At 71.9% G+C, this 22,883-nt stretch carries 20 protein-coding genes and 1 pseudogene; 14 read left to right on the plus strand and 7 right to left on the minus strand.

All coding sequences use genetic code 11. The annotated features are described in order from the left end of the window. Positions 1 to 4: 4 nt before the first annotated feature. Positions 5 to 520, minus strand: a complete 516-nt coding sequence (locus tag P3T35_RS12550; protein WP_101379361.1) for a hypothetical protein — start codon at positions 518 to 520, stop codon at positions 5 to 7. 195 nt (positions 521 to 715) lie between these two features. Between P3T35_RS12550 and P3T35_RS12555 the strand changes: the two genes are divergently transcribed. The 3 genes from P3T35_RS12555 (at position 716) to P3T35_RS12565 (ending at position 5,502) form a co-directional block, all read left to right on the plus strand. Next, on the plus strand, positions 716 to 2,572 hold the full coding sequence (locus P3T35_RS12555; RefSeq protein WP_101379362.1) for an LCP family protein: 1,857 nt from the start codon (positions 716 to 718) through the stop codon (positions 2,570 to 2,572). 202 nt (positions 2,573 to 2,774) lie between these two features. After that, positions 2,775 to 4,487 (plus strand): methionine--tRNA ligase, encoded by a 1,713-nt coding sequence (gene metG / locus P3T35_RS12560; protein ID WP_101379363.1) that lies wholly within the window; start codon positions 2,775 to 2,777, stop codon positions 4,485 to 4,487. Positions 4,488 to 4,497: 10 nt separating this feature from the next. Next, complete coding sequence (locus P3T35_RS12565; RefSeq protein ID WP_101379364.1) at positions 4,498 to 5,502, plus strand: NAD-dependent epimerase/dehydratase family protein; 1,005 nt, start codon at positions 4,498 to 4,500, stop codon at positions 5,500 to 5,502. Here P3T35_RS12565 and P3T35_RS12570 read toward each other — a convergent pair. Further along, positions 5,459 to 6,322, minus strand: coding sequence for an ABC transporter permease (locus tag P3T35_RS12570; protein WP_101379365.1), 864 nt, complete (start codon positions 6,320 to 6,322; stop codon positions 5,459 to 5,461). The genes P3T35_RS12565 and P3T35_RS12570 overlap by 44 nt on opposite strands. Beyond that, positions 6,322 to 7,287: an ATP-binding cassette domain-containing protein gene (locus P3T35_RS12575; RefSeq protein WP_280705902.1), complete on the minus strand. Its 966-nt coding sequence runs from the start codon at positions 7,285 to 7,287 to the stop codon at positions 6,322 to 6,324. The genes P3T35_RS12570 and P3T35_RS12575 overlap by 1 nt, the downstream gene beginning before the upstream one ends. A gap of 157 nt (positions 7,288 to 7,444) precedes the next feature. On the opposite strand from P3T35_RS12575, the gene P3T35_RS12580 reads away from it, so the two are divergent. Then, complete coding sequence (locus P3T35_RS12580; RefSeq protein WP_348533410.1) at positions 7,445 to 8,653, plus strand: cytochrome P450; 1,209 nt, start codon at positions 7,445 to 7,447, stop codon at positions 8,651 to 8,653. Continuing rightward, a complete protein-coding gene (locus P3T35_RS12585) occupies positions 8,650 to 8,898 on the plus strand; it encodes a ferredoxin (RefSeq protein ID WP_180356356.1) in 249 nt (82 codons plus the stop codon). The genes P3T35_RS12580 and P3T35_RS12585 overlap by 4 nt, the downstream gene beginning before the upstream one ends. Before the next feature lie 48 nt (positions 8,899 to 8,946). Here P3T35_RS12585 and P3T35_RS12590 read toward each other — a convergent pair whose 3' ends face one another. Together P3T35_RS12590 and P3T35_RS12595 are read right to left on the minus strand one after the other, a co-directional pair. Then, positions 8,947 to 10,869 (minus strand): Xaa-Pro dipeptidyl-peptidase, encoded by a 1,923-nt coding sequence (locus tag P3T35_RS12590; RefSeq protein WP_280705907.1) that lies wholly within the window; start codon positions 10,867 to 10,869, stop codon positions 8,947 to 8,949. Positions 10,870 to 10,999: 130 nt separating this feature from the next. Next, a pseudogene (locus P3T35_RS12595) lies at positions 11,000 to 11,276 on the minus strand (DUF1876 domain-containing protein). Positions 11,277 to 11,497: 221 nt separating this feature from the next. Here P3T35_RS12595 and P3T35_RS12600 point away from each other — a divergent pair. From P3T35_RS12600 to P3T35_RS12615, 4 genes are all read left to right on the plus strand, one after another. Beyond that, on the plus strand, positions 11,498 to 12,208 hold the full coding sequence (locus P3T35_RS12600) for a hypothetical protein (protein WP_101379369.1): 711 nt from the start codon (positions 11,498 to 11,500) through the stop codon (positions 12,206 to 12,208). Between the two features lie 163 nt (positions 12,209 to 12,371). Then, positions 12,372 to 13,079, plus strand: a complete 708-nt coding sequence (locus P3T35_RS12605; protein WP_101379370.1) for a class F sortase — start codon at positions 12,372 to 12,374, stop codon at positions 13,077 to 13,079. A gap of 94 nt (positions 13,080 to 13,173) precedes the next feature. Further along, positions 13,174 to 14,784, plus strand: a complete 1,611-nt coding sequence (locus tag P3T35_RS12610; RefSeq protein WP_101379371.1) for an alpha-amylase family glycosyl hydrolase — start codon at positions 13,174 to 13,176, stop codon at positions 14,782 to 14,784. 56 nt (positions 14,785 to 14,840) lie between these two features. Then, a complete protein-coding gene (locus P3T35_RS12615) occupies positions 14,841 to 15,695 on the plus strand; it encodes a polysaccharide deacetylase family protein (RefSeq protein WP_101379372.1) in 855 nt (284 codons plus the stop codon). A gap of 30 nt (positions 15,696 to 15,725) precedes the next feature. Here P3T35_RS12615 and P3T35_RS12620 read toward each other — a convergent pair whose 3' ends face one another. Continuing rightward, positions 15,726 to 16,625 (minus strand): alpha/beta fold hydrolase, encoded by a 900-nt coding sequence (locus P3T35_RS12620; protein WP_218976647.1) that lies wholly within the window; start codon positions 16,623 to 16,625, stop codon positions 15,726 to 15,728. 315 nt (positions 16,626 to 16,940) lie between these two features. On the opposite strand from P3T35_RS12620, the gene P3T35_RS12625 reads away from it, so the two are divergent. Genes P3T35_RS12625 through P3T35_RS12640 form a run of 4 tightly spaced genes read left to right on the plus strand, consistent with a single transcriptional unit; the run spans position 16,941 to position 20,840 of the window. Continuing rightward, entirely contained in the window at positions 16,941 to 17,810 is an 870-nt protein-coding gene (locus P3T35_RS12625; protein ID WP_101379373.1) for a nuclear transport factor 2 family protein, read from the plus strand. Continuing rightward, a complete protein-coding gene (locus P3T35_RS12630) occupies positions 17,810 to 18,793 on the plus strand; it encodes a TIGR03619 family F420-dependent LLM class oxidoreductase (protein ID WP_101379374.1) in 984 nt (327 codons plus the stop codon). Before P3T35_RS12625 ends, P3T35_RS12630 begins: the two co-directional genes overlap by 1 nt. Positions 18,794 to 18,848: 55 nt before the next feature. Beyond that, positions 18,849 to 20,270 (plus strand): MFS transporter, encoded by a 1,422-nt coding sequence (locus tag P3T35_RS12635; RefSeq protein WP_280705911.1) that lies wholly within the window; start codon positions 18,849 to 18,851, stop codon positions 20,268 to 20,270. A gap of 30 nt (positions 20,271 to 20,300) precedes the next feature. Beyond that, positions 20,301 to 20,840, plus strand: a complete 540-nt coding sequence (locus tag P3T35_RS12640) for a cupin domain-containing protein (RefSeq protein ID WP_101379375.1) — start codon at positions 20,301 to 20,303, stop codon at positions 20,838 to 20,840. 23 nt (positions 20,841 to 20,863) lie between these two features. On the opposite strand, the gene P3T35_RS12645 is transcribed toward P3T35_RS12640, so the two are convergent. Beyond that, a complete protein-coding gene (locus P3T35_RS12645; RefSeq protein ID WP_101379376.1) occupies positions 20,864 to 21,682 on the minus strand; it encodes an SDR family oxidoreductase in 819 nt (272 codons plus the stop codon). Between the two features lie 264 nt (positions 21,683 to 21,946). Here P3T35_RS12645 and P3T35_RS12650 point away from each other — a divergent pair, with 264 nt between their 5' ends. Beyond that, positions 21,947 to 22,816: a 3-hydroxybutyryl-CoA dehydrogenase gene (locus P3T35_RS12650; RefSeq protein ID WP_101379377.1), complete on the plus strand. Its 870-nt coding sequence runs from the start codon at positions 21,947 to 21,949 to the stop codon at positions 22,814 to 22,816. The last annotated feature ends 67 nt before the right edge of the window (positions 22,817 to 22,883 follow it).

Below are 22,883 nucleotides of genomic sequence, written 5' to 3' on the forward strand. Positions count from 1 at the left end.
CTTATTACTGGAGGCCGTACTCCGCGAGCCAGCCGCGCAGTTCGCCCGGCTCGACGGTGACCAGGCGGCCGCCGGTGAAACGGGGGTCGGCGGTGACCTCGGCGATGGCACCGGCCGGCGGCCGGAAGGCGCGCGCCTCGGCCTCGCTGTCGAACTCGGCCTCGGCCAGCGCCAGCGGGGCCAGCGGGGCGTCGAACACGTCGATGCCCAACGGCGGGACGCTGTAGCGGGTCTTGGCCAGCACGGCACCGGGCAGGGTGGCGAACACCCGGTACTCGGCGGGCGAGAGGTAGCAGGTGGTGGTCAACCCCCAGTCCGGCTGGTCACCCGGCAGCTTCTGGGTCAGCTTGTACACCGCCTCCCCCGTCTCCAGGTGGACCATCTCGCGCAGCCGCAGCCTGGTGCCGGTGAGGTAGCGGTCGGTGACCCGACGGGTGGCCGTCACCGCCCGCCGATCCGGCTCCCCCGCCATCAGGAACCGCCGCTCCCGCTCGACCCGGGCGTACTTGCCGTCAGCCATGAACCGCTCCCACTGCCAGAGACGTCAACACCGTTGTGTACGTTGGGGATACCAGCGGGTAGGCAGTTTACGTACAAGGCCTTCACAGGGTCCCCAGAAACTTAGGATCCTCACATAAACCTATGATTTCGAATTGATATAGTCTCCCGCCAAGAGTCCAGGGAGGACCTGGCAAAGCCCGCTTGGTGGACACCTATGACGCTTGACGGTAACCGCTCAACCGATGGTCAACCGACCGGCGGCAGCCCGGCGGAAGGCGGCCGTGCCGCTGCTCGCCGTGCTGCCCAGCAGCCCTCGAAGGGCGGACGCGGCCGACGGGCCGCGGGCAACGGCGGTGGCACCGGGAGCGGCGCCGGCGGTGCGGCGGCCGGCGGCCGCGCCCGCGGCCGCAAGGCCCCGTTGACCAAGGCCGCCAGGCGCAGGCGGGCGCTGAAGTACACCGCCTACGGGGTCGGCCTCACCCTGCTGGTCTCGGTCGGTGGCGGTTACCTCTACATCCAGGAGCTCAACTCCAACATCAAGAAGGGCAACCTGAACAACGGCGGCTCCGCCCTCGCCCCGGACTCCAAGGCCGACGCGTTCGGCCGGAAGCCGCTGAACATCCTGATGCTGGGCTCCGACGGTCGCAACAGCGCCCAGGACTGCCAGCTCGGCGGTGCCTGCGACGACAGCGCCCCGCACGCGGACGTGGAGATGCTGGTCCACCTCTCGGCGGACCGCAGCAACGCGTCGATCATGAGCATCCCGCGTGACACCCAGGCGAGCATCCCGGACTGCAAGGACAAGAACGGCAAGGTCCTCAAGGCCCGGCACACGATCATCACCGACAGCCTCAACGTCAACGACCCGGGCTGCGTGGTGGACACCTGGGAGCTGCTCACCCAGATCCACATCGACCACTACATGATGGTCGACTTCTCCGGTGTGGTGAGCATGGCCGACGCCATCGGCGGTGTGAACGTGTGCACCAAGGAGAACGTCAAGGACGACCAGATCCAGCACGACCCGGACGGCACCGTCCACGAGATCGGCTCCCACCTGGTCCTCCCGGCCGGCACCCACCCCATCAAGGGCGAGCAGGCTCTGGAGTGGCTGCGCACCCGGCACGCCTTCGGCGACGGTTCCGACATCGGCCGTGCCCAGGCCCAGCACCTCTACATCAACTCGATGATCCGCGAGTTCAAGTCGGCCGGCACCCTGGCCAACCCGGTCAAGCTCAACGACCTGGCCCAGGCCGCCACCAGTGCGCTCACGGTGGACAAGAGCCTCGGCACCGTCAGCGCGCTGACCAGCCTGGCGCTGGAGCTCAACAAGGTCCCGACCAACCGGATCACCACGGTCACCATGCCGTGGCAGTACGTGCCGGACCCGAAGAACCCGAAGAGCATGCTGGTGGAGACCACCCCGGACTCCCAGAAGCTGTTCCAGATGATCGTCAACGACGTGCCGCTCGACAAGAACGCGCCGCCGTCCGCCAACAACTCCCCCGCCCCGGCCGCGCCCTCCCAGGCCGCGCCGAGCAGCCCCCCGGCCGCGGCCGCGCCCTCCGTCCCGGTCGACAAGTCGACCATCCATGTCGCCGTGCAGAACTCCAGCGGAGTCACCGGCCGTGCCAAGGCGATCACCGACGCGCTGGTCCAGCAGGGCTTCACCCGTGCCTCAGCGGACGGCACCAAGGTCGCCAACGCGCCCACCAAGCTGCTCTACCCCGCCAACAAGGCGGACTCGGCCAAGACCGTGGCCGCCGCGCTCGGCCTGCCGGACTCGGCCCTGGAGCAGTCCGGCGAGTCGGGCACCTCGGTGACCCTGCGGGTCGGCACCGACTGGAACAGCGGCGACACCTTCGGCGCCGGTGGCGGCGGCAGCGCCCCGCAGGCGCCCGCGCCCACCGCCATGCCCAGCTCGGCCGTCCAGAACTCGCAGAACGCGGCCGACGACGCCAATCAGTGCATGGACGTCAACCCGGCCCCGTACACCTCGTGGAAGGACGGCCAGACCAACTACATCTACAGCTGGACCGGCCCCAACCCCCCGAACGTCCCCCAGCCCTGACCCGTCCTCAGCCCCACACCGCGGCCCCCGAGCTCCTCAGCCCGGGGGCCGCGCCCATACCCCGCGGGCGCCCCTGACCAGCCGGTACGGATGCCCACGTCCCGGCCGATAGAATGGCTCCATCCTCGGCGATGGCCGCCGACTGCCCGCCCGGCCCGCGCACGAGCCGGGCGGCGCCACCTAGATGAAGGAGCTTCCCCGGATGGCTCGACACCTGATCACCAGCGCGCTTCCCTACATCAACGGGATCAAGCACCTGGGGAACATGGTCGGGTCCATGCTCCCGGCGGATGTCTACTCCCGCTACCTGCGCCAGCGCGGCCACGAGGTGCTCTACATCTGCGCCACCGACGAGCACGGCACCCCGGCGGAGCTCGCCGCCAAGGCGGCCGGCCAGTCGGTCCAGGAGTTCTGCGCCGAGCAGCACGACGCCCAGAAGGCGATCTACGACGGCTTCGCGCTCTCCTTCGACTACTTCGGCCGCTCCTCCTCGCAGCAGAACCGCGAGATCACCCAGGAGTTCGCCCGCGAGCTGAAGGCCAACGGCTTCATCGAGGAGCGCGCGATCCGCCAGGTCTACTCGATCGCCGACGGCCGGTTCCTGCCGGACCGCTACATCGAGGGCACCTGCCCGCACTGCGGCTACGACAAGGCCCGCGGCGACCAGTGCGAGAACTGCACCCGCCTGCTGGACCCGACCGACCTGATCAACCCGCGCTCGGCGGTCAGCGGCTCCACCGAGCTGGAGGTCCGCGAGACCACCCACCTCTTCCTGCTGCAGTCCAAGCTGGCCGGCGAGGTCGAGGCCTGGATCGACGAGAACGGCAAGGACTGGCCGACGCTGGCCTCCTCGATCGCCCGCAAGTGGCTGACCGAGGGCCTCAACGACCGGGCGATCACCCGCGACCTGGACTGGGGCGTGCCGCTCCCGGCCGACGTCTGGCCGGAGCTGGCCGCCCAGGGCAAGGTCTTCTACGTCTGGTTCGACGCCCCGATCGAGTACATCGGCGCCACCAAGGAGTGGTCCGACGCCGACCCGGCCAACCGAAACTGGAAGTCCTGGTGGTACGAGACCACCGACGTGCGCTACACCGAGTTCATGGCCAAGGACAACGTCCCGTTCCACACGGTGATGTTCCCGGCCACCCAGCTCGGCACCCGCGCGCCGTGGAAGAAGGTCGACTACGTCAAGGCCTTCAACTGGCTGAACTACTACGGCGGCAAGTTCTCCACCAGCCAGCGGCGCGGCATCTTCACCGACGCCGCCCTGGAGCTGCTGCCCGCCGACTACTGGCGCTACTTCCTGATCGCCAACGCGCCGGAGTCGGACGACACCAGCTTCAGCTGGGAGCTGTTCTCGTCCACGGTCAACAAGGACCTGGCCGACACCCTGGGCAACTTCGTCAACCGGGTGCTCTCCTTCTCGCTGAAGCGGTTCGGCGACACCGTCCCGGCCGGGGACGCGCCGGGCGAGGCCGAGCGGGCGCTGGGCGCCGAGGTCGCCGGCCTGCTCGCCGAGTACGAGGGCCACCTGGAGACCCTGCAGTTCCGCAAGGCCGCCCAGGCGCTGCGCGCGCTGTGGAGCGCGGGCAACGTCTACCTGGAGTCCAAGGCCCCCTGGCTGGAGATCAAGACCAACCCGGAGGGCGCCGCGCTGACCCTGCGCACGGCGATGCAGCTGATCCACCTCTACGGCGTGCTGTCGGCCCCGTTCATCCCGGCCACCGCGGCCGCGATGCGCGCGGTCTTCGCCACCGATGACGCTGCCGTCGAGCCCACCTGGGTCAGCCCGGAGCAGGCCGCCGCGCTGGACTTCGTCCCGGCCGGCACCTCGTTCGCCGTCCCCCCGGTGCTCTTCGCCAAGATCACCGACGAGGACCTGGCGGCCTGGCGCGAGCGGTTCGGCGCCCAGTAGCCTCACCCGCATGCGGGTACTGGTGATCGGCGGTACGGGGTTCCTCGGCCACCACGTGGTGGCCGAGTTGGCCTCCCGGGGCCATGCGGTGTCGGTGCTCTCCCGTACGCCGTCGCCCGATCCGGGCCGGCTGACGGGCGACGTCGACCGGCTCACCGAGGACGAGTGGGCCGAACTGCTGGACGGCCACCAGGGCGTGGTGTTCGCCACCGGCGCCGACGACCGCAGTACGCCGCGCCGGCCGGCCGCCGCCCACTTCCACGCGCACAATGTGGCGCCGGTGCGGCGGCTGCTGGCGGCCGCCCGGCGGGTCGGAGTGGAGCGGGCCGTGCTGCACGGCTCCTACTTCACCGCGTTCCACCGCCGCCGGCCCGAGCTGCGGTTGGCCGCCCGCCATCCGTACATCCGCAGCCGGGTGGCGCAGGCGGCGCAGGCCCGGGCGGCGGCCGGGCCCGAACTGCCGGTGGCGGTGCTGGAGATCCCGTTCGTCTTCGGTGCCACGCCCGGTCGGCGGCCCCTGGTCGCCCCGCTGGTGCCCTGGCTGCGTTCCAGGGCTCCGCTGGCGGCCCCGCCGGGCGGCACCGCCGTCACCACCGTGGGCACCGTGGCCCGCGCCACGGCCGACGCGCTGGAGAGCGGCTCCGGGGCCGATCTGCCCATTGCCGACGGCAATCTGACGTGGCGTCAGCTGCTCGTCGAGCTCGCCGCCACGGCCGGGCGGCCCACGCCGCCGGCGGTGCTGCGGCTCCCGCCCGCCGCGCTCGGCGCCGCCCTGCGAGCGGTCGGGGTGGTCCATCAACTGACCGGTCGGGAGGGCGGCTTGGCGCCCCAGCACCTCGCGGCGCTGCTCACCCGCGAGCTATTCCTGGAGCCGACCGGCGACGGCGACCTGGCCGCGGCGCTGCGCGACACCGTGCGGGCGAGCCTCGAAGGCGCGAGCGCCAAGAACCCGACACTCAAGAGCGCGACCCTCAAGAGAGCACCCGGCGCCGGAAGTTCCGCAACCCGAGACTGAGGAAGAGCACGCAGAAGCCGATCAGCACCGGGTAGACGACATAGAGGTGCATGTGTTCGGTGTCGGTGAGCCCGGCCCGCATGCCCTCGGCGATGTAGATCAGCGGATTGACCAGCACCAGGACCTGCAGCCAGTGGAAGCCGCCGACATGGACGGCGGAGAGCTTGGTCCACTGGTAGTAGGTGCCGCCCAGGAAGACCAGCGGCAGCACCACGAAGCCGAACATCAACCCGATGTTGCGCGGTTCGAAGGTGGTGCCGAGCACCAGCCCGAGCGAGGTCATCGCCAGGCAGGCCAGCGGGATCAGGGTGACCACCACCCACCAGTGCACCGACAGCCGGGCGTGCACCCCGGGCGCGTGCACCACGGCGGCGATCGGGAAGACCAGCACCGCCGAGATCATCCCCTGGGTGGCCCCGGAGAGCACCCGGGACACCGCCACCAGCCAGAGCGGGCAGGGCGCCTGCACCCGGTCCTCGATCTCCCGGGTGTAGCCGAACTCCTGGGAGAGCTGGATCGCCACCGACTGGATGCCCTGGAACATGATGGTCACCGCGACCACCCCGGGCACCAGTACGGTCGCGAAGTCCGACTCCCCCGTCCGGCCGCCGCCGCTGCCCACGCCCTGCCCGATGGTCGGGAAGACGTACAGGAAGACGAAGACCAGCAGCAGCGGCTGCATCAGGGTCCGGCCGGCGAACTCGCCGAAGTTCTTGAACAGCACCCGCAGATCGCGCTGGATCAGCGCACTCAGCGCCGAGCGGGAGGCGGCCGGCACCGACCGCGCCGGCGTCACCGTGATAATCGTGTCGTCGGCCATCAGTCCCGCAGTTCCTTTCCGGTCAGGCTGATGAAGACGGTCTCCAGGGTCGGGGCGGCCACCGAGAGGTCCGCCACCTGGAAGCCGCCGCCCTCGGCCGCGTTCAGCACCCGCGGCAGCAGCCGGTTGCTGCCGGCCACCGTGACCTGGAGTTCCACCCCGCCGGGCAGCAGCCGGGTGCGGTTGACCCCGTCGACCTCGCGGGCCAGCAGCCGGGCCAGCTCGGCGGGCTCACCGGGCGCCTGCACGGTCACCACGGTGTCGGCGTCCACCGCCTGCTTGAGCGCGGCCGGGCTGTCCAGGGCCAGGATCCGGCCATGGTCGATGATCGCCACCCGGTCGCAGAGCTGGTCGGCCTCCTCCATGTTGTGGGTGGTCAGCAGAATGGTCTGCCCCTCGGCGATCAGCTCGGACAGGATCCCCCAGAGGGCCAGTCGGCTCTGCGGGTCGAGTCCGGCCGTCGGCTCGTCCATGAAGAGCACGGCGGGGCGGTGGAAGATCGCCCGGGCCACCATCAGCCGCTGGGCCATGCCGCCGGAGAGCGCCCGGACCTGGGAATCGCCCCAGCGGGCGAGGTGGAAGCGGTCCAGCAGCTCGTCGGCGGTGCGGCGGGCCGACCGACGGGAGTAGCCGAACAGCAGGCCGTGGAAGAACAGGTTCTCCCGCACGGTCAGCGAGCGGTCCAGGGTGTTCTGCTGCGAGACCACCGCGATCACCTGCTTGACCAGGGTGGACCGGCCGACCACGTCGATGCCGCCGATCCAGGCCTGCCCGGCGGTCGGCACCACCCGGGTGGTGAGCATGCCCACCGTGGTGGTCTTGCCGGCGCCGTTGGGGCCGAGCAGGCCGAACAGTTCGCCGTGGCGCACCTGGAGGTCCAGTCCGTCGACGGCCGGGGTCTCGGACTTCGGATAGATCTTGGTCAGTCCCGCTGTGCGAATCACCGCCTCGTCCACCGCAGGCACCTCCTGATCCTTTCTCCACGATGCGCCTGCCGCCCTCAGACCGGCAAACCGGCGCCCGGCGCAGTGCCGCGCGCCCCTCAACTGGCCGATAACGCCCCCTGGTTGAGGAGTGATCTGCCGTCTACCGTCAGTAGCCAGGCCTACTCCCGGAGGAACCGTGTCCCTCGACCCCAGCGACGCCGCACCCACCGAAGCCCTCATCCCGCTGCACTGCCGCCAGGCGATGCAGGCCGGCCCGCCCGAGCTCACCACCCTGCTCACCGGCACCCCGGTCTACCTGGTCCGCCGCCACGCCGACGTGCGCCAGGTGCTCACCGATCCGCGCCTGGACCGGGCCACCCTGTACGCCCCCGACGCACCCCCGCTCACCCCCTACCCCAACCTGCTGGACGACCCGGAGGGGCTGCTCAACCTCGACGGCCAGGAGCACCAGCGGCTGCGCCGCACCGTGCAGCGCGCCTTCACCCCGCGCGCCATCGCCCGCTGGCGGCCCTGGGTCGCCACCGTGGTGGAGGACCTGGTGAGCCGGCTGAGCGACGCCGCCCAGCCCGCCGACCTGATCAGCGCCTTCTCCCGCCCGCTGCCGGTCGCCGTGATCAGCCGGCTGATGGGCCTGGACGGCCTGGACCTCAAGCGGCTGGCCTACTGGAGCGACCACGCGCTCTCCGCCTCCGCCTACACCCCGGAGCAGGTGCAGGACGCGATCGTCGACTTCCTCGCCTTCGGCACCGCCCTGGTGGCCAAGCGCCGCGCCGAGCCCGGCGACGACCTGGTCAGCTCGCTGGTGCTGGCCGCCGACGAGGACGGCGAGGTGACGGAGCACCAGATCGTGCGACTGGCCATCGGGCTGGTGGTGGCCGGCCACGAGACCACCATGACCTCGCTCGGCAACGCCCTGGTCTACCTGCTCGGCGACGGCCGGGACGCCTGGGAGCAGCTGGCCGCCGGCGAGGACGAGGCCGGCGCGGCCGCCGAGCAGCTGCTGCGCAGCGTGCCGCTCGGCGAGAACAAGGTGCTGCCCGGGCTGCTGCGCCGGGCCAAGGAGGATGTGGAGATCGGCGGGGTGCTGATCCCGGCCGGCTCGGTGGTGGCCGCGGACACCTTCGGCGCCAACCACGATCCGCAGGTCTACCCGGCCGACTGGCAGGCGGAGCTGTTCAACCCGGCGGGCACGCCGCATCTGACCTTCGGCGCCGGCCCGCACCACTGCCTGGGCGCCTGGCTGGCCCGGATGGAGCTGGAGCTGGCCCTGCACCGGCTGGCCCGCCGGCTGCCGGGGCTGCGGCTGGCCGTGCCGGTGGCGGAGATCGAGTGGCGGCGGGGCCTGCTCACCCGCAGCCCGCTGACCCTGCCGGCCACCTGGTGAGCGCCGGGGACGCCCAGCAGGGCGAGCGGGGCAGCCTGACGGTGTCCGTGGACCGCCTGCGCTGTGCGGGCACCGGTCTCTGCGTGGCCAGCGCCCCCGATGATCTGGCCCTCAGCGACGGCCGGGCCCGCCCGCTGCGGGCGCGCACCGACGCGCTGGACGAGGTGGTGGAGGCCGCCGAGCTCTGCCCGATGGAGGCGATCACGGTGCGCCGGGCGGCGACCGGCGAGCAGCTCGCGCCGTGACGGCCCGGGTGGGGGCGGCCGATCGAGACCGCCCCCACCCTCGACTCATCAGCGGAGATCGGCCGGTTGGCGACCCGTCAGAACGGCGAGCGGAGCCGCCTGGCTCGCCGCCGCCCTGGGCTGCTGACTGCCCGGCAGCGCGCCGGTCCCGCCGACCAGCGGCAGCCGCAGCTCGGAGTGGCCGAGGTCCACGGTGAGCGTCGGCTTGGTGTCCGGCGGGTCGATCAGGCCGTTGTCGGTGCCGGCCACGATCAGCGCCAGCCGGTGCCCGGCCGGGACCACGTGGTCGGTCGGCGACAGGTGCACGGTCATCCGGTACGGCGTGCCCGGGGTGAGCGCCTGGCCGTGGTCGAGCGAGGCGTAGTGCCCGAGGTCGATCCAGCCGCGGCTGAAGACCGTGGCGCCGACCTGCGAGGTGTCGGCGGCGGTGTCCAGGAAGCAGCCGGTGTCGCCCGGGGTGCCTTCGCCCCAGCAGGAGCGGGTGGTCAGCGTGGTGATCCCCTCGCCCGAGCCCAGGTAGTTGCGGATCGTGGCGGGCCCGATGTCCACCAGCACCGCGCTCAGGTGGGCGCTGGTGGTGCTGGAGCCGACCGTGAGGGTCAGGTCGCCGCTGCCGGACATCCGCAGGTCGTGGTCGAGCGCCCCGGTGCTGAACACGGTCTTGTCGGGGGTGCTGCGGTCGACGTCGGCGGCCCAGGCGTTCTCGTCGCGGCTCGGGTCGTCGGTGAAGCCGACGGTGCCCGAGTTTGTCGAACTGCCGCCCAGTGTGCCGGGGTTCAGGTGCACGGTGGTCAACCGGGTGCCGGGCGCGGGCCACTTGGCGTCGGTGGACCACTGGTCGGGGGCGCGCTCGATGTCGGCCATCGGCTGGCGGTCGATGCCGTTGTCGACGCCCATCAGATAGTGGTCGAACCAGCTGTGCAGGGTGTCCACCCAGGCCGAGCGCCGGTAGTCGAACGGGTCGACGTGGCCGGTCTGGGAGAGCCAGATCTTGCGCGGCACCCCGCGGGCGGCCAGCGCGTCCCACCACTGCCCGAAGTGCACGGTGCGGACGTTGAGGTCCTGCTGGCCGTGCACCACGAAGACGCTGGCCTTCACCTTGTCCGCGTTGGCCACGTAGTCGCGCTGCTGCCAGAACGAGGTCCAGTCGCCGCTGTAGGGGGCGCCGGCGGCCAACTCGCCTTGTGTGGTGGCGCAGCGGGCGGTGGTGGCCGGGTCCTCGACATAGCTCGCCAGGTCGGCGGGGGTGCCCGGGTAGAGCGGAGCGCCCTGCGAGCGGTAGTAGTCGTACCAGGAGCTGATCGCGGAGATCGGCACGATGGTCTTCAGGCCGTCGACTCCGGTGGCCGCCACGCCGTTGGCGATGGTGCCGTCCCAGGACTTGCCGATCATCCCGACCGAGCCGTCGGCCCAGGAAGCCTTGACCTCGGTGCCGCCGGTGCGTGAACTGTGCGCGGTGGCACGGCCGTTGATCCAGTCGATGACCGACTTGGCACCGGCCACCTCAAGCGGGCCGCCGACGTCCTCGCAGCCGTCCGACCGGTTGGTGCCGGCCAGGTCGACCAGCACCACGGCGTAGCCGCGCGGCACGAAGTAGTTGTCGTAGTAGAGCGGGAACTGCACCGGCTCGCCGTTGGCGTCGTAGGTCTTGACCTGGCTCTCGTTGCCGCGCCCGCAGCAGGAGTAGTACGGGCTGGCGTCCATGATCACGGGTATCCGCCGGCCGTGGGCGGCCGGCTCCCGGGGCCGGATGATGTCGGCGGCGACCCGGACGGGTGCGCCGTTGACCACGGTTCCGGTGTCGACCCAGACGCTCTCCCGGATGGCGTCGGTGTAGGAGTAGACGGGCTGGCTGGCGCCGTTGTGCACGGAGCCCGCCCAGGCGGTGCCGACCGGGCCGAGCAGCGCGGCGGCGAAAGCGAACAGCACGGTGGCGATGACCGCCATCGAGGGTAACCGGTGGTGTCTCATGCCCGGGGACCGTACCCAGGCCCCGTCATGTTGACTCGTCAGCTCGGCGCGACCGGCCACGGCCCCTGACACGGACGTGGCTGCGGCCCGGTCCGGGGACCGGGCCGCCCGCCGGGTTGGTCACCGGCGGTCACAGCGGATAGCTGGGCACCTTCCCGAGCTCGTCGATCTCGATGTGGGCCTTGTCCAGCAGCTGCCTGGCCAGCTCCTGCAGTGCCCTGGCCGCCGCGACCTCCTCGCCGACCCGCAACTGCTCCGGGTCGGAGGGGTGCCGGCTGGTGTCGCCGCGCGCCCTCAGCTCCCGTCCGTCCGGGAGTCTGAGCATGGCCGCCGCCGCGGTGTGCGGGGGGCTCCTCCATGAACTCCACCTCGATGTGCCATCCGACCAGCGTCTTCGTCATCACCATCACCTCCACTGGTACCCCTCCAGGATGCACCCGCCGGGCCGCACTCGCTCACGGACGGTGAACGGGAATTCCGCCCATGTGGACGCAACGTCACACGTTCGCACGCGATGTAGTGGCAGCCGACCGCCCGGCAGCTGACGGTGGAGCAGAAGCCCGCGGATGTCCCCCGCCGACTGACTGTCGGCCCGTCCGTGTGCGCGTTGGAAAGGGAAATCCTCACCATGCGTCGTGTACAGCACCTCGCCCTCGCCGGTCTCACCGCTGCCGCGCTGAGCCTGGCCCCGGCTGCCATCGCCTTCGCCGACACCACGCCCGGCGGCGCCGTCGACACGTTCTCCGCGGCCCCGTCCTCGGCGGCCTCGTTCTCCGCGGCGCCGAGTGCCGCGGCCTCGAGTGCCGCGGCCTCGATCTCCGCGGCCTCGATGTCCGCGGTCCCGAGCTCCGCGGCCTCGATCTCCGGGGCCCCGACCTCCGGGACGACGGCGGACGACAACAAGAAGGTTGATGACCAGAAGCTCAGCGGCCAGGCGCTGGACGACAAGCAGCTCACCGACCAGAAGCCGCTGGACGACCAGAAGCTCAGCAGCCCGAAGCTGGACGACCAGAAGCTCGGCGCCCAGAAGTCGGACGACAAGCAGCTCACCGACCAGAAGTCGCTCGACGACCAGAAGCTCGGCGGCCTCAAGACGGACGACAAGCAGGTCACCGACAAGGACCTCAGCGGGCTGACCGCCAAGGACAACGCCCCCGCGGACGACCAGGCCGGCCAGCGCAACGACGAGCAGCGCCCGCACGGCGGCGTGCACACCGGTGGCGGCTTCGGCGCGCTGGCCGGTGACAACAGCCTGGCGACCGGCACCGTGCTGCTGACCGGCGGCCTGGTCGTCGGTTTCGTCGCGCTGCGCCGCCGCAAGTCCGCGGGCGCCCAGTAGTCACCCCGCACGTGGTCCGGCCGGCGGTCTCCCTCGGCCGGACCACCCGCCCCGCGCGCCGGCCCGCCCGTCCCCTCGGGCCCGGCGCGCGGCGGCGCTCCCGCCCACCGTCTCCGCCCGCCGCCCGCACGCCGCACGCACGCACGCCCAGAAAGGTCCGGCCATGCGCCTCCAGGTTCCGCCCGACGGCGACCCCGCTCCGTTCAACGACAAGCTGAGCCGTCGGCGCCGGAACGCGTTGTTCGCCGCGCTGCTGTCCTGCCTGCTCGGCCTGCTGATGCTCCACCGCTCGGCGGAGCCGCGCCCGGCGATGCCGCCGCTGCCGCAGGCCGCCGCGCAGGCCGCGGGCAGCCCGAGCGCCCAGGCCTCGGCCACCGCCCGGCGGACCTCCCCGGCGATCGTGGTTCCGGATGCCAAGCCGGTCCGGCTGTCCATTCCGGCGATCAGCGTCAACGCCCCGTTCACCGGCCTCGACCTGGCCCCGGACGGGGTGCTCAACGCCCCGCCGCCGAGCGACACCAACCTGGTCGGCTGGTACCAGGGCGGCACGGTGCCGGGTAACAAGGGCGCGGCGATCGTGCTCGGCCATGTCGACACCAAGACCGCGCCCGCGGTCTTCTGGGGTCTGAGCACGCTCACCCAGGGCAACACCGTGGACATCGACCGGGACGACAAGGTGACCGCCACCTTCACGGTGGACAGCGTGGAGGTCTTCGCCAAGGACGCATTCCCGGACGACCGGGTCTACGGCAGGACCAAGGACGCCCAGCTGCGGCTGATCACCTGCGGCGGCGCCTACGACCGCCAGCGCGGCGACTACACCGCCAACGTGGTGGTGTTCGCGCACCTGACCGGCCTGCGCGAGACCTGAGAGTCCTTCGGCAAACCGGCGAACCGGTCACGCCGCCAGGAGAACTGACGCATCATCGGTCAGTAGCCGTCCACCCGCTCCTGGAGGCCGTGCGATGACCGCCCCCGTGTCCGTGCCCGACTGGTTCGCCGAGGCCGTGCTCTACCAGATCTATCCGCAGTCGTTCGCCGACTCCGACGGTGACGGGATCGGCGACCTGCCGGGGCTGACCGCCCGGCTCGACCACCTCGCCGACCTCGGGGTCACCGCGGTCTGGCTGAGCCCGTGCTTCGCCTCCGAGTTCGGCGACGCGGGCTACGACGTCGCCGACTACCTGGCCATCGATCCGCGCTACGGCAGCAACGCCGACCTGGTCGCGCTGGTGGCGGCCGCCCGGGAGCGCGGCATCCGGGTGCTGCTCGACCTGGTGGCCGGGCACACCTCGCACCGCCACCCGTGGTTCCAGCAGGCCGTCCACGACCCGGCGGACGACCGCTACATCTGGTCGGACCGGATCACCGCCCCGGTGCACTCCTGGATCCCCAACCAGGGCCGCCGCGGCGGCTTCTACCGGGCCAACTTCTATCCGATCCAGCCCGCGCTCAACTTCGGCTACGCCCGCACCGACCCGGCCGAGCCCTGGCGCAGCCCGGTGGACGCCCCGGGTCCGCGGGCCAACCGGGCGGCGCTGCGGGAGATCATGGCGCACTGGTTCGAGCTCGGCGTGGCCGGCTTCCGGGTGGACATGGCCTCGTCCCTGGTCAAGGACGACCCGGAGCACGCTGAGACCGCCCGGCTGTGGCGCGAGTTGCGCGACTGGCTGGACGAGCACTACCCCGACCGGGTGCTGATCTCCGAGTGGGGCGACCCGGCCCGGTCCGTCCCGGCCGGCTTCCACGCGGACTTCTTCCTGCACTTCACCGGTCGCGGCCTGCGCTCGCTCTGGGACAACGGCACCGGCAGCCAAGGCAGTTGGGCGCACGGCGAGCCCTGCTACTTCGATCCGGCGGGCGGCGGCTCGATGGCCGAGTTCCTGGCCGCCTGGCAGGAGGCCGAACGGGCCGTCGACGGGCACGGCCTGGTCGCGCTGCCCACCGCCAACCACGACTTCTCCCGGCTGGTCTGCGGCCCGCGCACCCGGGAGCAGGTCGGCTGCGCGTTCGCCTTCCTGCTCAGCTGGCCCAGCCTGCCGGTGATCTACTACGGCGACGAGATCGGCATGCGCTACGTGCCGGGCCTGCCGGAGAAGGAGGGCAGCCAGCTCGGCACCGAGGCCCGGCAGGGCTCGCGCACCCCGATGCAGTGGGACGCCGCGCCGAACGCCGGGTTCTCCACCGCCGATCCGGCCGCGCTCTACCTGCCGATCGATCCGGACCCGGCCCGGCCCGACGCCGCCGCCCAGCGCACCGACCCGGACTCGCTGCTCCAGCAGGTCCGCCGGCTGATCCGGCTGCGCCGCGACACGCCCGCGCTCGGAACCGGTGGCAGCGTGACGGTGCTGCACGACGGATATCCGTTCGTCTACCGGCGCGGGCGCCATCACCTGGTCGTGGTCAATCCGCGTCGGGAGCCGGCGGAGCTGGTGCCGGCCGAGCCGGTGGGCCCGGTCACCGGTCTCGTGGTGCGCGGCGCAGCGGTGACGGACCGTCTGATCAGGGCGGACGGCTACGGCTACGGCGTCTTCCGAATCGAGCCGAGCGACGCCCGTCAGGGCGTCCGGGCCTGACGGACTGCCGACGTTCGGATCGCTGTCTGATTCCGGCGTATTTATGCTGGTTGTCGATGACAGTCGACCGCCGCAGCATCCTGCGCACCACCGCCCAACTGGCCACCCTGACCGCGGCCGGCGAACTGCTGACCGGCTGCGGCCAGGAGGCCGCCACCGGCGCCGGCGGGCCGCACTCGGCCGATCCGCAGCCGAACGGCGGCTCGCCGCTCGATCCGAACCGGATGCCGCACGCCAGCCCGACGGCCAGCCCCTCATCGCCGGGCAGCGCCCCGCCGTTCGCCGCGGCGCTGCCCGCGCTGGCCCCGAACACCCCGCAGGAGGTGGTCTCGGGGCCGCGCGACCGCCCACAGGTGGCGCTGACCTTCCACGGCCAGGGCGACCCGGCACTGGCCACGGCGCTCCTGGCGGCCGCCGAGCAGCGGGGCGCGCGGCTGACCGTGCTGGCGGTCGGCAGCTGGCTGGACCAGCAGCCGCAGCTCGCCGGGCGGATCTTGGACGGCGGCCACGAACTGGGCAACCACACCCTGAACCACCTGGACCTGGCCACCCTCGGCCCGGACCAGGTGTATGCCGAGATCAGCGGCTGTGCGGACCGGCTGAGGGCGCTCACCGGCTCGATCGGCCGCTGGTTCCGCCCCTCCGCCGCCCAGTTCGCCACCCCGGTGGTCAGGAAGCAGGCGAAGAAGGCCGGCTACGACCACTGCCTCTCCTACGACCTGGATCCGATGGACTACGCGGACCCGGGCGCGGAGGCGGTGCAGCGGCGGATCCTGAGCGGGATCAAGCCGGGCTCGGTGGTGGCGCTGCACATGGGGCACAAGGGCACCGTGGACGCCCTGCCCGCAGTGCTGGACGCACTGCGGCAGCGCGGTCTGAGCGCGGTGACGGCCAGCCAGCTGTGCAGCTGACCGGCCGTCGGCGGGGCTGGTGAGCCGCCGTCAGAGCGTGCGGCCGAAGTGCGCCGCCGCCAGGTCGAGGGCGGCGGTCACGGTCGGCTCGCCGTCGTAGAAGTCGAACTGGCCACCGGTCAGCCAGTGCAGCTCGTTCGGCGCGGTCAGGCCGGCGTGGAAGCGGTCCACGCCCTCCGGGATCGCGGCGTCCCGGCTGTGCACCAGCAGGGTGGGGACGGTCACCTCGGGGGCCACCGCGATCGGGTCGAAGGTCAGCCAGTCGGCCCAGCTGAGCACGGCGAACCGGTTGGGCCACTGCGGCACGGCGCCCCGGGAGCTGTCCAGGTAGTAGTCGAAGCTGCCGTACATGGGCGACCGCTCGTCCTCCGCGCTGGCGGTCGGCACGTAGTCCACCTCGCCGGTCTGCCGGTACTTCTCGGCCGCCGCCTCGCCGCGCGCGATCAGCCCGGCGACCACCTCCGAGCCGCCGTAGAGGCCCGCCAGCACCTCGGCGTTGTGCAGCCAGGGCGCGATCATGGCCTGCGAGCGGAAGCCCGCGCCGCGCGCGGAGGCCACCGCGGTGTAGCCGGCGCCCGCGCAGACGCCCAGGCCGCCGATCCGGTCGGCGTCCACGCCGGGCAGCGAGCGCAGGAAGTCGGCGGCGACGGCGATCTCCGCCACCTTGCCGGCCGGGTTCTCCCAGTCGCGCGGCGTCCCGTCGGACTCACCGGAGCCGGAGAAGTCGAAGGCCAGTGCGGTGTAACCCGCCGCGGCCAGCCCGGCGGCGTAGCGGGCGGCCATCTGCTCCTTGACCGACGTCCAGGTGCCGGTGACCACGACGGCCGGCGCCGGGGCGGCGGCGGCCGTGGGCGGACGGTAGAGGTTGCCGACGAGCTTGGTACCACCACTGGTGAAGGTGACCTTCTCAGGGCGGATGAGGTCGGACACGATTGTCTCCCTCCGGGGAAGTGGGGAAGTGCGGAAACTGAGGCCGGGCCGCCCGAGGGCGCACCGCAGCCGACTCACCACAAGCCAAGCATAGACAAAATCTTTGACACCGCGTCAATGTGACCAAGTATTGGGTTATCTTGCATAGTTGGACCTCGTAACCGGATTTCTGCCCATCTGATTTGACCAAGAACTTGACTGTGTCAGGCGCGGGCTGTTTGCCTCGACCCCGCAGGGTTCTCCGCTGTACAACCAGCCCCCGCCGCACCGCACCTGGCGCCCGCCTGACCGGCGGACTCCCGAAGGGAGCAGCACATGACACAGAGGCCACAGGATTCCCTCGACCGGAACGACATCGTCGAGTTGTGTACGAGATTCGGGTGGTTGTTCGACCAGCAGAACTGGCCGGCCCTCGCCGAGTTGTTCACCGACCGGGTGGTCGCCGGATCGCCCGGCGAGCAGTTCACCGTGACCCGGCAGCAGTTGGTGGACGACTGGTCCGCGCAGGTCGCCCGGGCCCGCTCGATCCACCGTCAGATCACCGACCACCTGGTCGAGGCCGGCACCGACGGAACCGCCACCTGCGCGGCCAAGTACCAGCTGCGGCTGGTCGGTTCGGCCGTCGACCGGGACCCGCGGGTGGAGACCAGTGGGCACTACCGCTTCGACCTGCGCCGCACCGGGGCCGGCTGGCGGATCGCCGGCATCACCGACACCGTGCTCTGGCGCAGCGGCGACCCGGCGGTGGCGGCCCAGCCCGGCGGCGAGGCCCAGCAGGTGGCCCGCGCCTTCCTGGCCGCGATCGCCGCCCGCGACCTGGAAGGCGCCTTCGCCTGCCTGGCCGACGACGTGGTGATGGACATGCCGCTCGCCCCGCCCGGCGCCCCGACCCGGCTGGTCGGCGACCAGGTCCGCACCCTCTACACCGGGGTCGCAGCCGTCATGAAGGAGATCGACCTCCCGGTGGTCCGCAGCGAGGCCTTCGCCGACCCGCAGTGGGCGCTGGTCGAGTACCTGAGCAAGATGGTCCTGCCGAACGGCGCCGACTACACCAACCACTACTACGGCATGTTCCAGGTGGTGGACGGCAAGATCGCGGTGCTGCGTGAGCTCTACGACACCTACGCCTACGCCGAGCAGGTGCCGGCGGAGATGCGGTTCGCGCCCAGCGAGGGGGAAGCCTGATGACGACTGCTCAGACGGGTCTGCTCGGGGTCGGTGTGCCGCTCTCGGGCGCCTGGGCGACTCCCGACAACCAGAAGGGGATCGCCGGGCTGGCGGAGGAGCTCGGCTACCACTCGTTGTGGACGTTCAGCCGCCTGCTCTTCCCGCTCTCCACCGACGACGCCGAGTGGACCTCCGAGTTCGAGCCGGCCTTCAACCACGGTGTGGCGGAGCCGGTCACCACGCTGGCCCAGGTCGCCGCCGTGACCAGCCGGGTGCGGCTCGGCTTCTCGGTGATCAACGCGCCGTTCACCGCGCCCGCGATGCTGGCCAAGCAGCTGATCCAGCTGGACCGGATCTCCGGCGGGCGGCTCGACGTCGGCCTCGCCCAGGGCTGGTCCCAGGAGGAGTTCATCGCCGCCGGGGTGCCGATGGGCCGCCGGGTGGCCCGGATGCTGGAGTACGCCGAGGTCATGCGGCGCATGTGGGAGGGCGAAATCGCCGAGTTCAAGGGCGAGTTCACCGAGCTGCCGCGCACCCTGGTGCGGCCGCGGCCGGACCAGGAGACCTTCCCGCTGCTGCTCGGCGGATCGACCCCGGAGGCCTTCGCCCGGGCCGGGCGGGTGGCCCAGGGCTGGGTCAGCCCCGGGTTCGTGACCCTGAGCGACATCGCCACCGCCTCCCGCGGTGTGCGGGCCGCCGCCGAGAAGGCCGGCCGCGACCCGCAGGCCTTCCGGGTGGTGGTGCGGGCCACCACGTTCCTCGACACCGACCAGCAGGCGCTGCGCCCGGACGGCGAACGCGAGCTGTTCCGGGGCCCGTTCGAGCAGGTGACCGAGGACCTCCACCGCTGCTGGGAGGCGGGCGCCACCGAGATCTTCCTCGACTTCAACTTCGATCCCGCGATCGTCGGCCCGGACATCACGCCCGAGGCCGCTCGCACCCGGGTCACGAAGGCCCTTGAGGCCTTCGCGCCCATGACCGCCGCGCGGCCACAGGGCTAGCGCGGAGCACCGACGAACCACCGCGAGCAGCGGCCCCGGCCGCTGAAGGGGCATCATGGACCGGACCACACAACCAGGAACCCAACAGGACACCCAGGCGGGAGCGTCCCCCGCCGCCACCCAGGCCGGCGCCACCGGCCCGCTGGTGGTCGCGGTCGCCTGTCTGGGGTTCTTCATCACCACGCTCGACACCACGGTGGTCAACGTGGCGCTGCCGGCCATCGGGCGGCAGTGGGGCAATCAGGTCTCCGGACTGCAGTGGGTGGTGGACGCCTACACCCTGGTCTTCGCGGCCCTGCTGCTCTCGGCCGGGTCGGTGGCCGACCGGATCGGCGCCTCCAAGGCGTTCGGCTGGGGTCTGGCCATGTTCACCGTCATGTCCGCGATCTGCGGCTTCGCACCGAACCTGGGCACCCTGATCGCCGCCCGGGCGGTGCAGGGCGCGGCGGCGGCCGTGATGCTGCCGGCCTCGCTCTCGCTGGTCCGGCAGGCCTACAGCGACCCGGCGGGCCGGGCCCGCGGCATCGCGCTGTGGACCGCCGGCGGTGGTGTCGCGGTGGCCGCCGGACCGGTGGTCGGCGGCGCGCTCACCGACGGGCTGGGTTGGCGGTGGATCTTCTTCATCAACCTGCCGGTCGGGATCGCGGCGCTGGCCGGACTGGTCAAGGCGCCCAAGTCGCGGCCCGGCACCGCCTCGCTCGACCTCGGCGGCCAGTTCACCGCCGTGGCGGCCCTGGCCGGGCTGGTCTTCGCGGTGATCAACGGCGGCGCCCACGGCTGGACCGCGACCGGCACGCTGCTCGCGCTGCTGGTGTTCGTGGTCTGCGCGGTGTCGTTCGTGGTGATCGAGAGCCGCCAGGAGCGCCCGGCGGTGCCGCTCAGCCTGTTCCGCCACCGTGCGGTGGCGCTCTGCACCTGCACCGGTTTCGCGCTGAACTTCAGCTACTACGGCTTCGTCTTCGTGCTCACGCTGTACTTCCAACAGTTGCGCGGGGCCTCGCCGTTGAGCGCCGGTCTGATGTTCGTGCCGATGACCGCCTTCACCACCGTGGTCAATGTGACCGCCGGGCGGCTGACCAACCGGTTCGGGCCGCGGCTGCCGCTGATCATCGGAGTGCTGATCCAGGCCGCCGGCCTGCTGGCGCTGCTGGTGGTCGGCCGGCACACCGCGATCGCCCTGGTGCTGGTGCTGCTGGTGCCGCTCGGCATCGGCGGTGGGCTCGCGGTGCCGCCGCTGACCACCGCGATGCTGGAGTCGGTGGAGCACGAGCGGGCCGGCCTGGCCTCGGGCATCCTCAACTCCGCCCGGCAGATCGGCGGCGCGATCGGGGTCGCGGTGTTCGGTGCCCTGGCCGCCAGCGGCTCGGGCTTCATCGCCGGCATGCACCTGTCCATGCTGGTCTCCGCGGTCGCCCTGCTGCTGGCCGTCACCGCCGTAGCGGCCCTGCTGCCGGCCCGACTGCACCACTCCGGCTGACTGACCGACCCATCCTCAGGAGGAAGAACCATGGAGATACAGCGGTTCGTCGCCGGCCGTCGGGCCGACGGCTCGTCGGTGGTGGACGCGCAGGGACCGGTCGACCCGGTCGTCCTGAGGGCGATGCCCGGCTATGAGTTCTTCCGGGTGTGGGGTGCCGACGGCACGCCCGCCGTCGGCACCGGCTCCGAGGCCGCGAGCTTCGAGCCGTACTTCCCGGCCAAGCCGGGCGCCTTCCGCTTCGTGGTGGTCAACTGGCCGCCGGACGGCGCTGCGGCGGCCCCGGAGGGCGACCCGGCGGAGCTGTTCGCCGAGGTCGAGCAGACCTTCCCGGGCATGCTGGCCGCGATCACCCCTGACGCGGCCGGGCGGCACGCCACCGACACCGTCGATCTGATGGTGGTGCTCCAGGGCGAGCTCTGGCTGGAGTTGGAGGACGGCACCGAGAGCAAGCTGACGGCCGGCAGCTGCGTGGTGCAGCGCGGCTCCCGGCACGCCTGGCACAACCGCAGCGACCAGCCCGCGCTGACCGCCTGCGTCTTCCTCGGTGCGGAGTCGGCCGCCGGCTGAGCCGACTCGGCCCAGGTGGCGGATCAGGCCAGCGGATCGTCGTCGCCGTACGGGCGCAGCCGCAGCGTGCGGGCGTCCAGGGCGCGGATCCGCTCGGCCTGTGCCACCAGCTGCTCCAGGTCGTCGCGGCCGGCGTGGATGAACCGCCCGTGCAGCGCGTCGAAGCGCCCACGGGCGGCGTCCACGACGACCGCCACCATGTAGGGGATGCTGTTCCACTCCGTCTTGTCCTTGAACATCGGCATGCCGGCCGTCATGTCGGTGGCCACCGCCCCGGGGCTGACGTCCAGCACCACCACATGGTGGGCGGCCAGCGAGTCGGCGATGTTGTCGGAGAGCTGGAGCAGCGCCCCCTTGGAGGTGGCGTAGGCGGTGTAGTGGCCGTCGGGCCGCACCGCGAAGCCGGAGTTGAGATTGATGACCCGGCCGCGGCGGCGCGCCACCATGCCGGGCAGCACGCTGCGCAGCAGATTGAACGGCCCCCGCAGGTTGACCTCGATCACCTGCCACCACTGCCCCGCGTCGACCTCCCAGACCGGCACCTCGGCCCGGTCCACCTGGCCGGCGTTGTTGACCAGCAGGTCGATCGGCCCGAGGTCCCGCTCGACGCTGCGCACCGCCTCGCGCACCGAGCCGAGTTTGGTCACGTCGACGGTCACGGCGATCCCCCGGGCGCCCTCCTTGGCGCAGGCCTTGAGCGTCCCGGTGAGGGTCTCCAGCGTCCGGCCGACCAGCCCCACGGCCATGCCTTCGGCGGCCAGCCCGAGCGCGATCTCCCGTCCGATGCCCCGCCCGGCCCCGGTGATCAGCGCGACCTGCCCCTCCAACGTGCCGCTGCGCATCGCCGCTCCCTCCACCGCCCTACCGGGTGCCGACCGCCCGGCCCGGTTCACCCGGACAGCATCGCGGCCGGGCCGGACCCCGGTGCCGGACCACACGGGCCCGGCTGCCGCGATCATTCGAATGGGCGTCATTCGAACGGCGTAATGGCCGATTGCGTGGGGCACTGGCCCCACCGAGGCGTGCCAGGTAGTACGGTCGAGCGACAACGGTCGAGCCGGCCGGGCGGCGATCCCGCCCATCCGGACTTCGGAAAGGCAAGTTGAGTGAGCGACATCGCGCGCGTAGGGGTGGTCGGCTGCGGCCTCATGGGGTCGGGCATCGCCGAGGTCTTCGCCCGCTCCGGACTGGACGTGATGGTCTCGGAGGCCAGTGCCGAGGCGCTGGAGTTCGGCCGGGCCCGGGTGGGCAACTCGCTGGACACCGCCGTCAAGCGCGGCAAGCTCACCGTCGAGCAGCGTGACGAGGCGCTGGGCCGGATCACCTTCACCACCGAGCTGGCCGACTTCGCCGACCGCGACCTGGTGGTCGAGGCGGTCGCCGAGATCGAGGAGATCAAGGTCCGGATCTTCCAGACCCTGGACCAGGTGGTCACCCGCCGGGACGCGGTGCTGGCCTCCAACACCTCCTCGATCCCGATCGTGAAGCTGGCCGCCGCCACCAGCCGCCCCGAGCAGGTGATCGGCCTGCACTTCTTCAACCCGGCGCCGGTGCAGCGGCTGGTCGAGGTGATCCCCACCCTGACCACCTCCGCCGAGACCACCACCCGGATCGAGACCTTCGCGGTCGAGGCGCTCGGCAAGGAGCCGATCCGGGCCCGCGACCGGGCCGGCTTCGTGGTCAACGCGCTGCTGGTGCCGTACCTGCTCTCGGCCGTCCGGATGTTCGAGTCGGGTGTGGCCACCGCCGCCGACATCGACAAGGGCATGGAGGCCGGCTGCGCCCACCCGATGGGCCCGCTGCGGCTGTGCGACCTGATCGGCCTGGACACCATCGTCTCGATCGCCGAGAGCATGTACGAGGAGTTCAAGGAGCCGCTGTTCGCCGCTCCCCCGCTGCTGTCCCGGATGGTGGACGCCGGTCTGCTCGGCCGCAAGTCCGGCCGCGGCTTCTACGACTACACCGCCACGGCCTGACCAAGCGGCCGGCCGTCGGGCTCGCCCACCGGGCGGGCTCGGACCGGTCGGTACTGTGGTACCCGAA

Source organism: Kitasatospora sp. GP30 (assembly GCF_029892145.1).
Classification (GTDB): Bacteria; Actinomycetota; Actinomycetes; order Streptomycetales; family Streptomycetaceae; genus Kitasatospora; species Kitasatospora acidiphila.

Coding starts and splice junctions, on each gene's coding strand:
- P3T35_RS12550 (WP_101379361.1), bottom strand. CDS start 520: ATGGCTGACGGCAAGTACGCCCGGGTCGAGCGGGAGCGGCGGTTCCTG.
- P3T35_RS12555 (WP_101379362.1), top strand. CDS start 716: ATGACGCTTGACGGTAACCGCTCAACCGATGGTCAACCGACCGGCGGC.
- metG (WP_101379363.1), top strand. CDS start 2,775: ATGGCTCGACACCTGATCACCAGCGCGCTTCCCTACATCAACGGGATC.
- P3T35_RS12565 (WP_101379364.1), top strand. CDS start 4,498: ATGCGGGTACTGGTGATCGGCGGTACGGGGTTCCTCGGCCACCACGTG.
- P3T35_RS12570 (WP_101379365.1), bottom strand. CDS start 6,322: ATGGCCGACGACACGATTATCACGGTGACGCCGGCGCGGTCGGTGCCG.
- P3T35_RS12590 (WP_280705907.1), bottom strand. CDS start 10,869: ATGAGACACCACCGGTTACCCTCGATGGCGGTCATCGCCACCGTGCTG.
- P3T35_RS12600 (WP_101379369.1), top strand. CDS start 11,498: ATGCGTCGTGTACAGCACCTCGCCCTCGCCGGTCTCACCGCTGCCGCG.
- P3T35_RS12605 (WP_101379370.1), top strand. CDS start 12,372: ATGCGCCTCCAGGTTCCGCCCGACGGCGACCCCGCTCCGTTCAACGAC.
- P3T35_RS12610 (WP_101379371.1), top strand. CDS start 13,174: ATGACCGCCCCCGTGTCCGTGCCCGACTGGTTCGCCGAGGCCGTGCTC.
- P3T35_RS12615 (WP_101379372.1), top strand. CDS start 14,841: ATGACAGTCGACCGCCGCAGCATCCTGCGCACCACCGCCCAACTGGCC.
- P3T35_RS12625 (WP_101379373.1), top strand. CDS start 16,941: ATGACACAGAGGCCACAGGATTCCCTCGACCGGAACGACATCGTCGAG.
- P3T35_RS12630 (WP_101379374.1), top strand. CDS start 17,810: ATGACGACTGCTCAGACGGGTCTGCTCGGGGTCGGTGTGCCGCTCTCG.
- P3T35_RS12635 (WP_280705911.1), top strand. CDS start 18,849: ATGGACCGGACCACACAACCAGGAACCCAACAGGACACCCAGGCGGGA.
- P3T35_RS12640 (WP_101379375.1), top strand. CDS start 20,301: ATGGAGATACAGCGGTTCGTCGCCGGCCGTCGGGCCGACGGCTCGTCG.
- P3T35_RS12645 (WP_101379376.1), bottom strand. CDS start 21,682: ATGCGCAGCGGCACGTTGGAGGGGCAGGTCGCGCTGATCACCGGGGCC.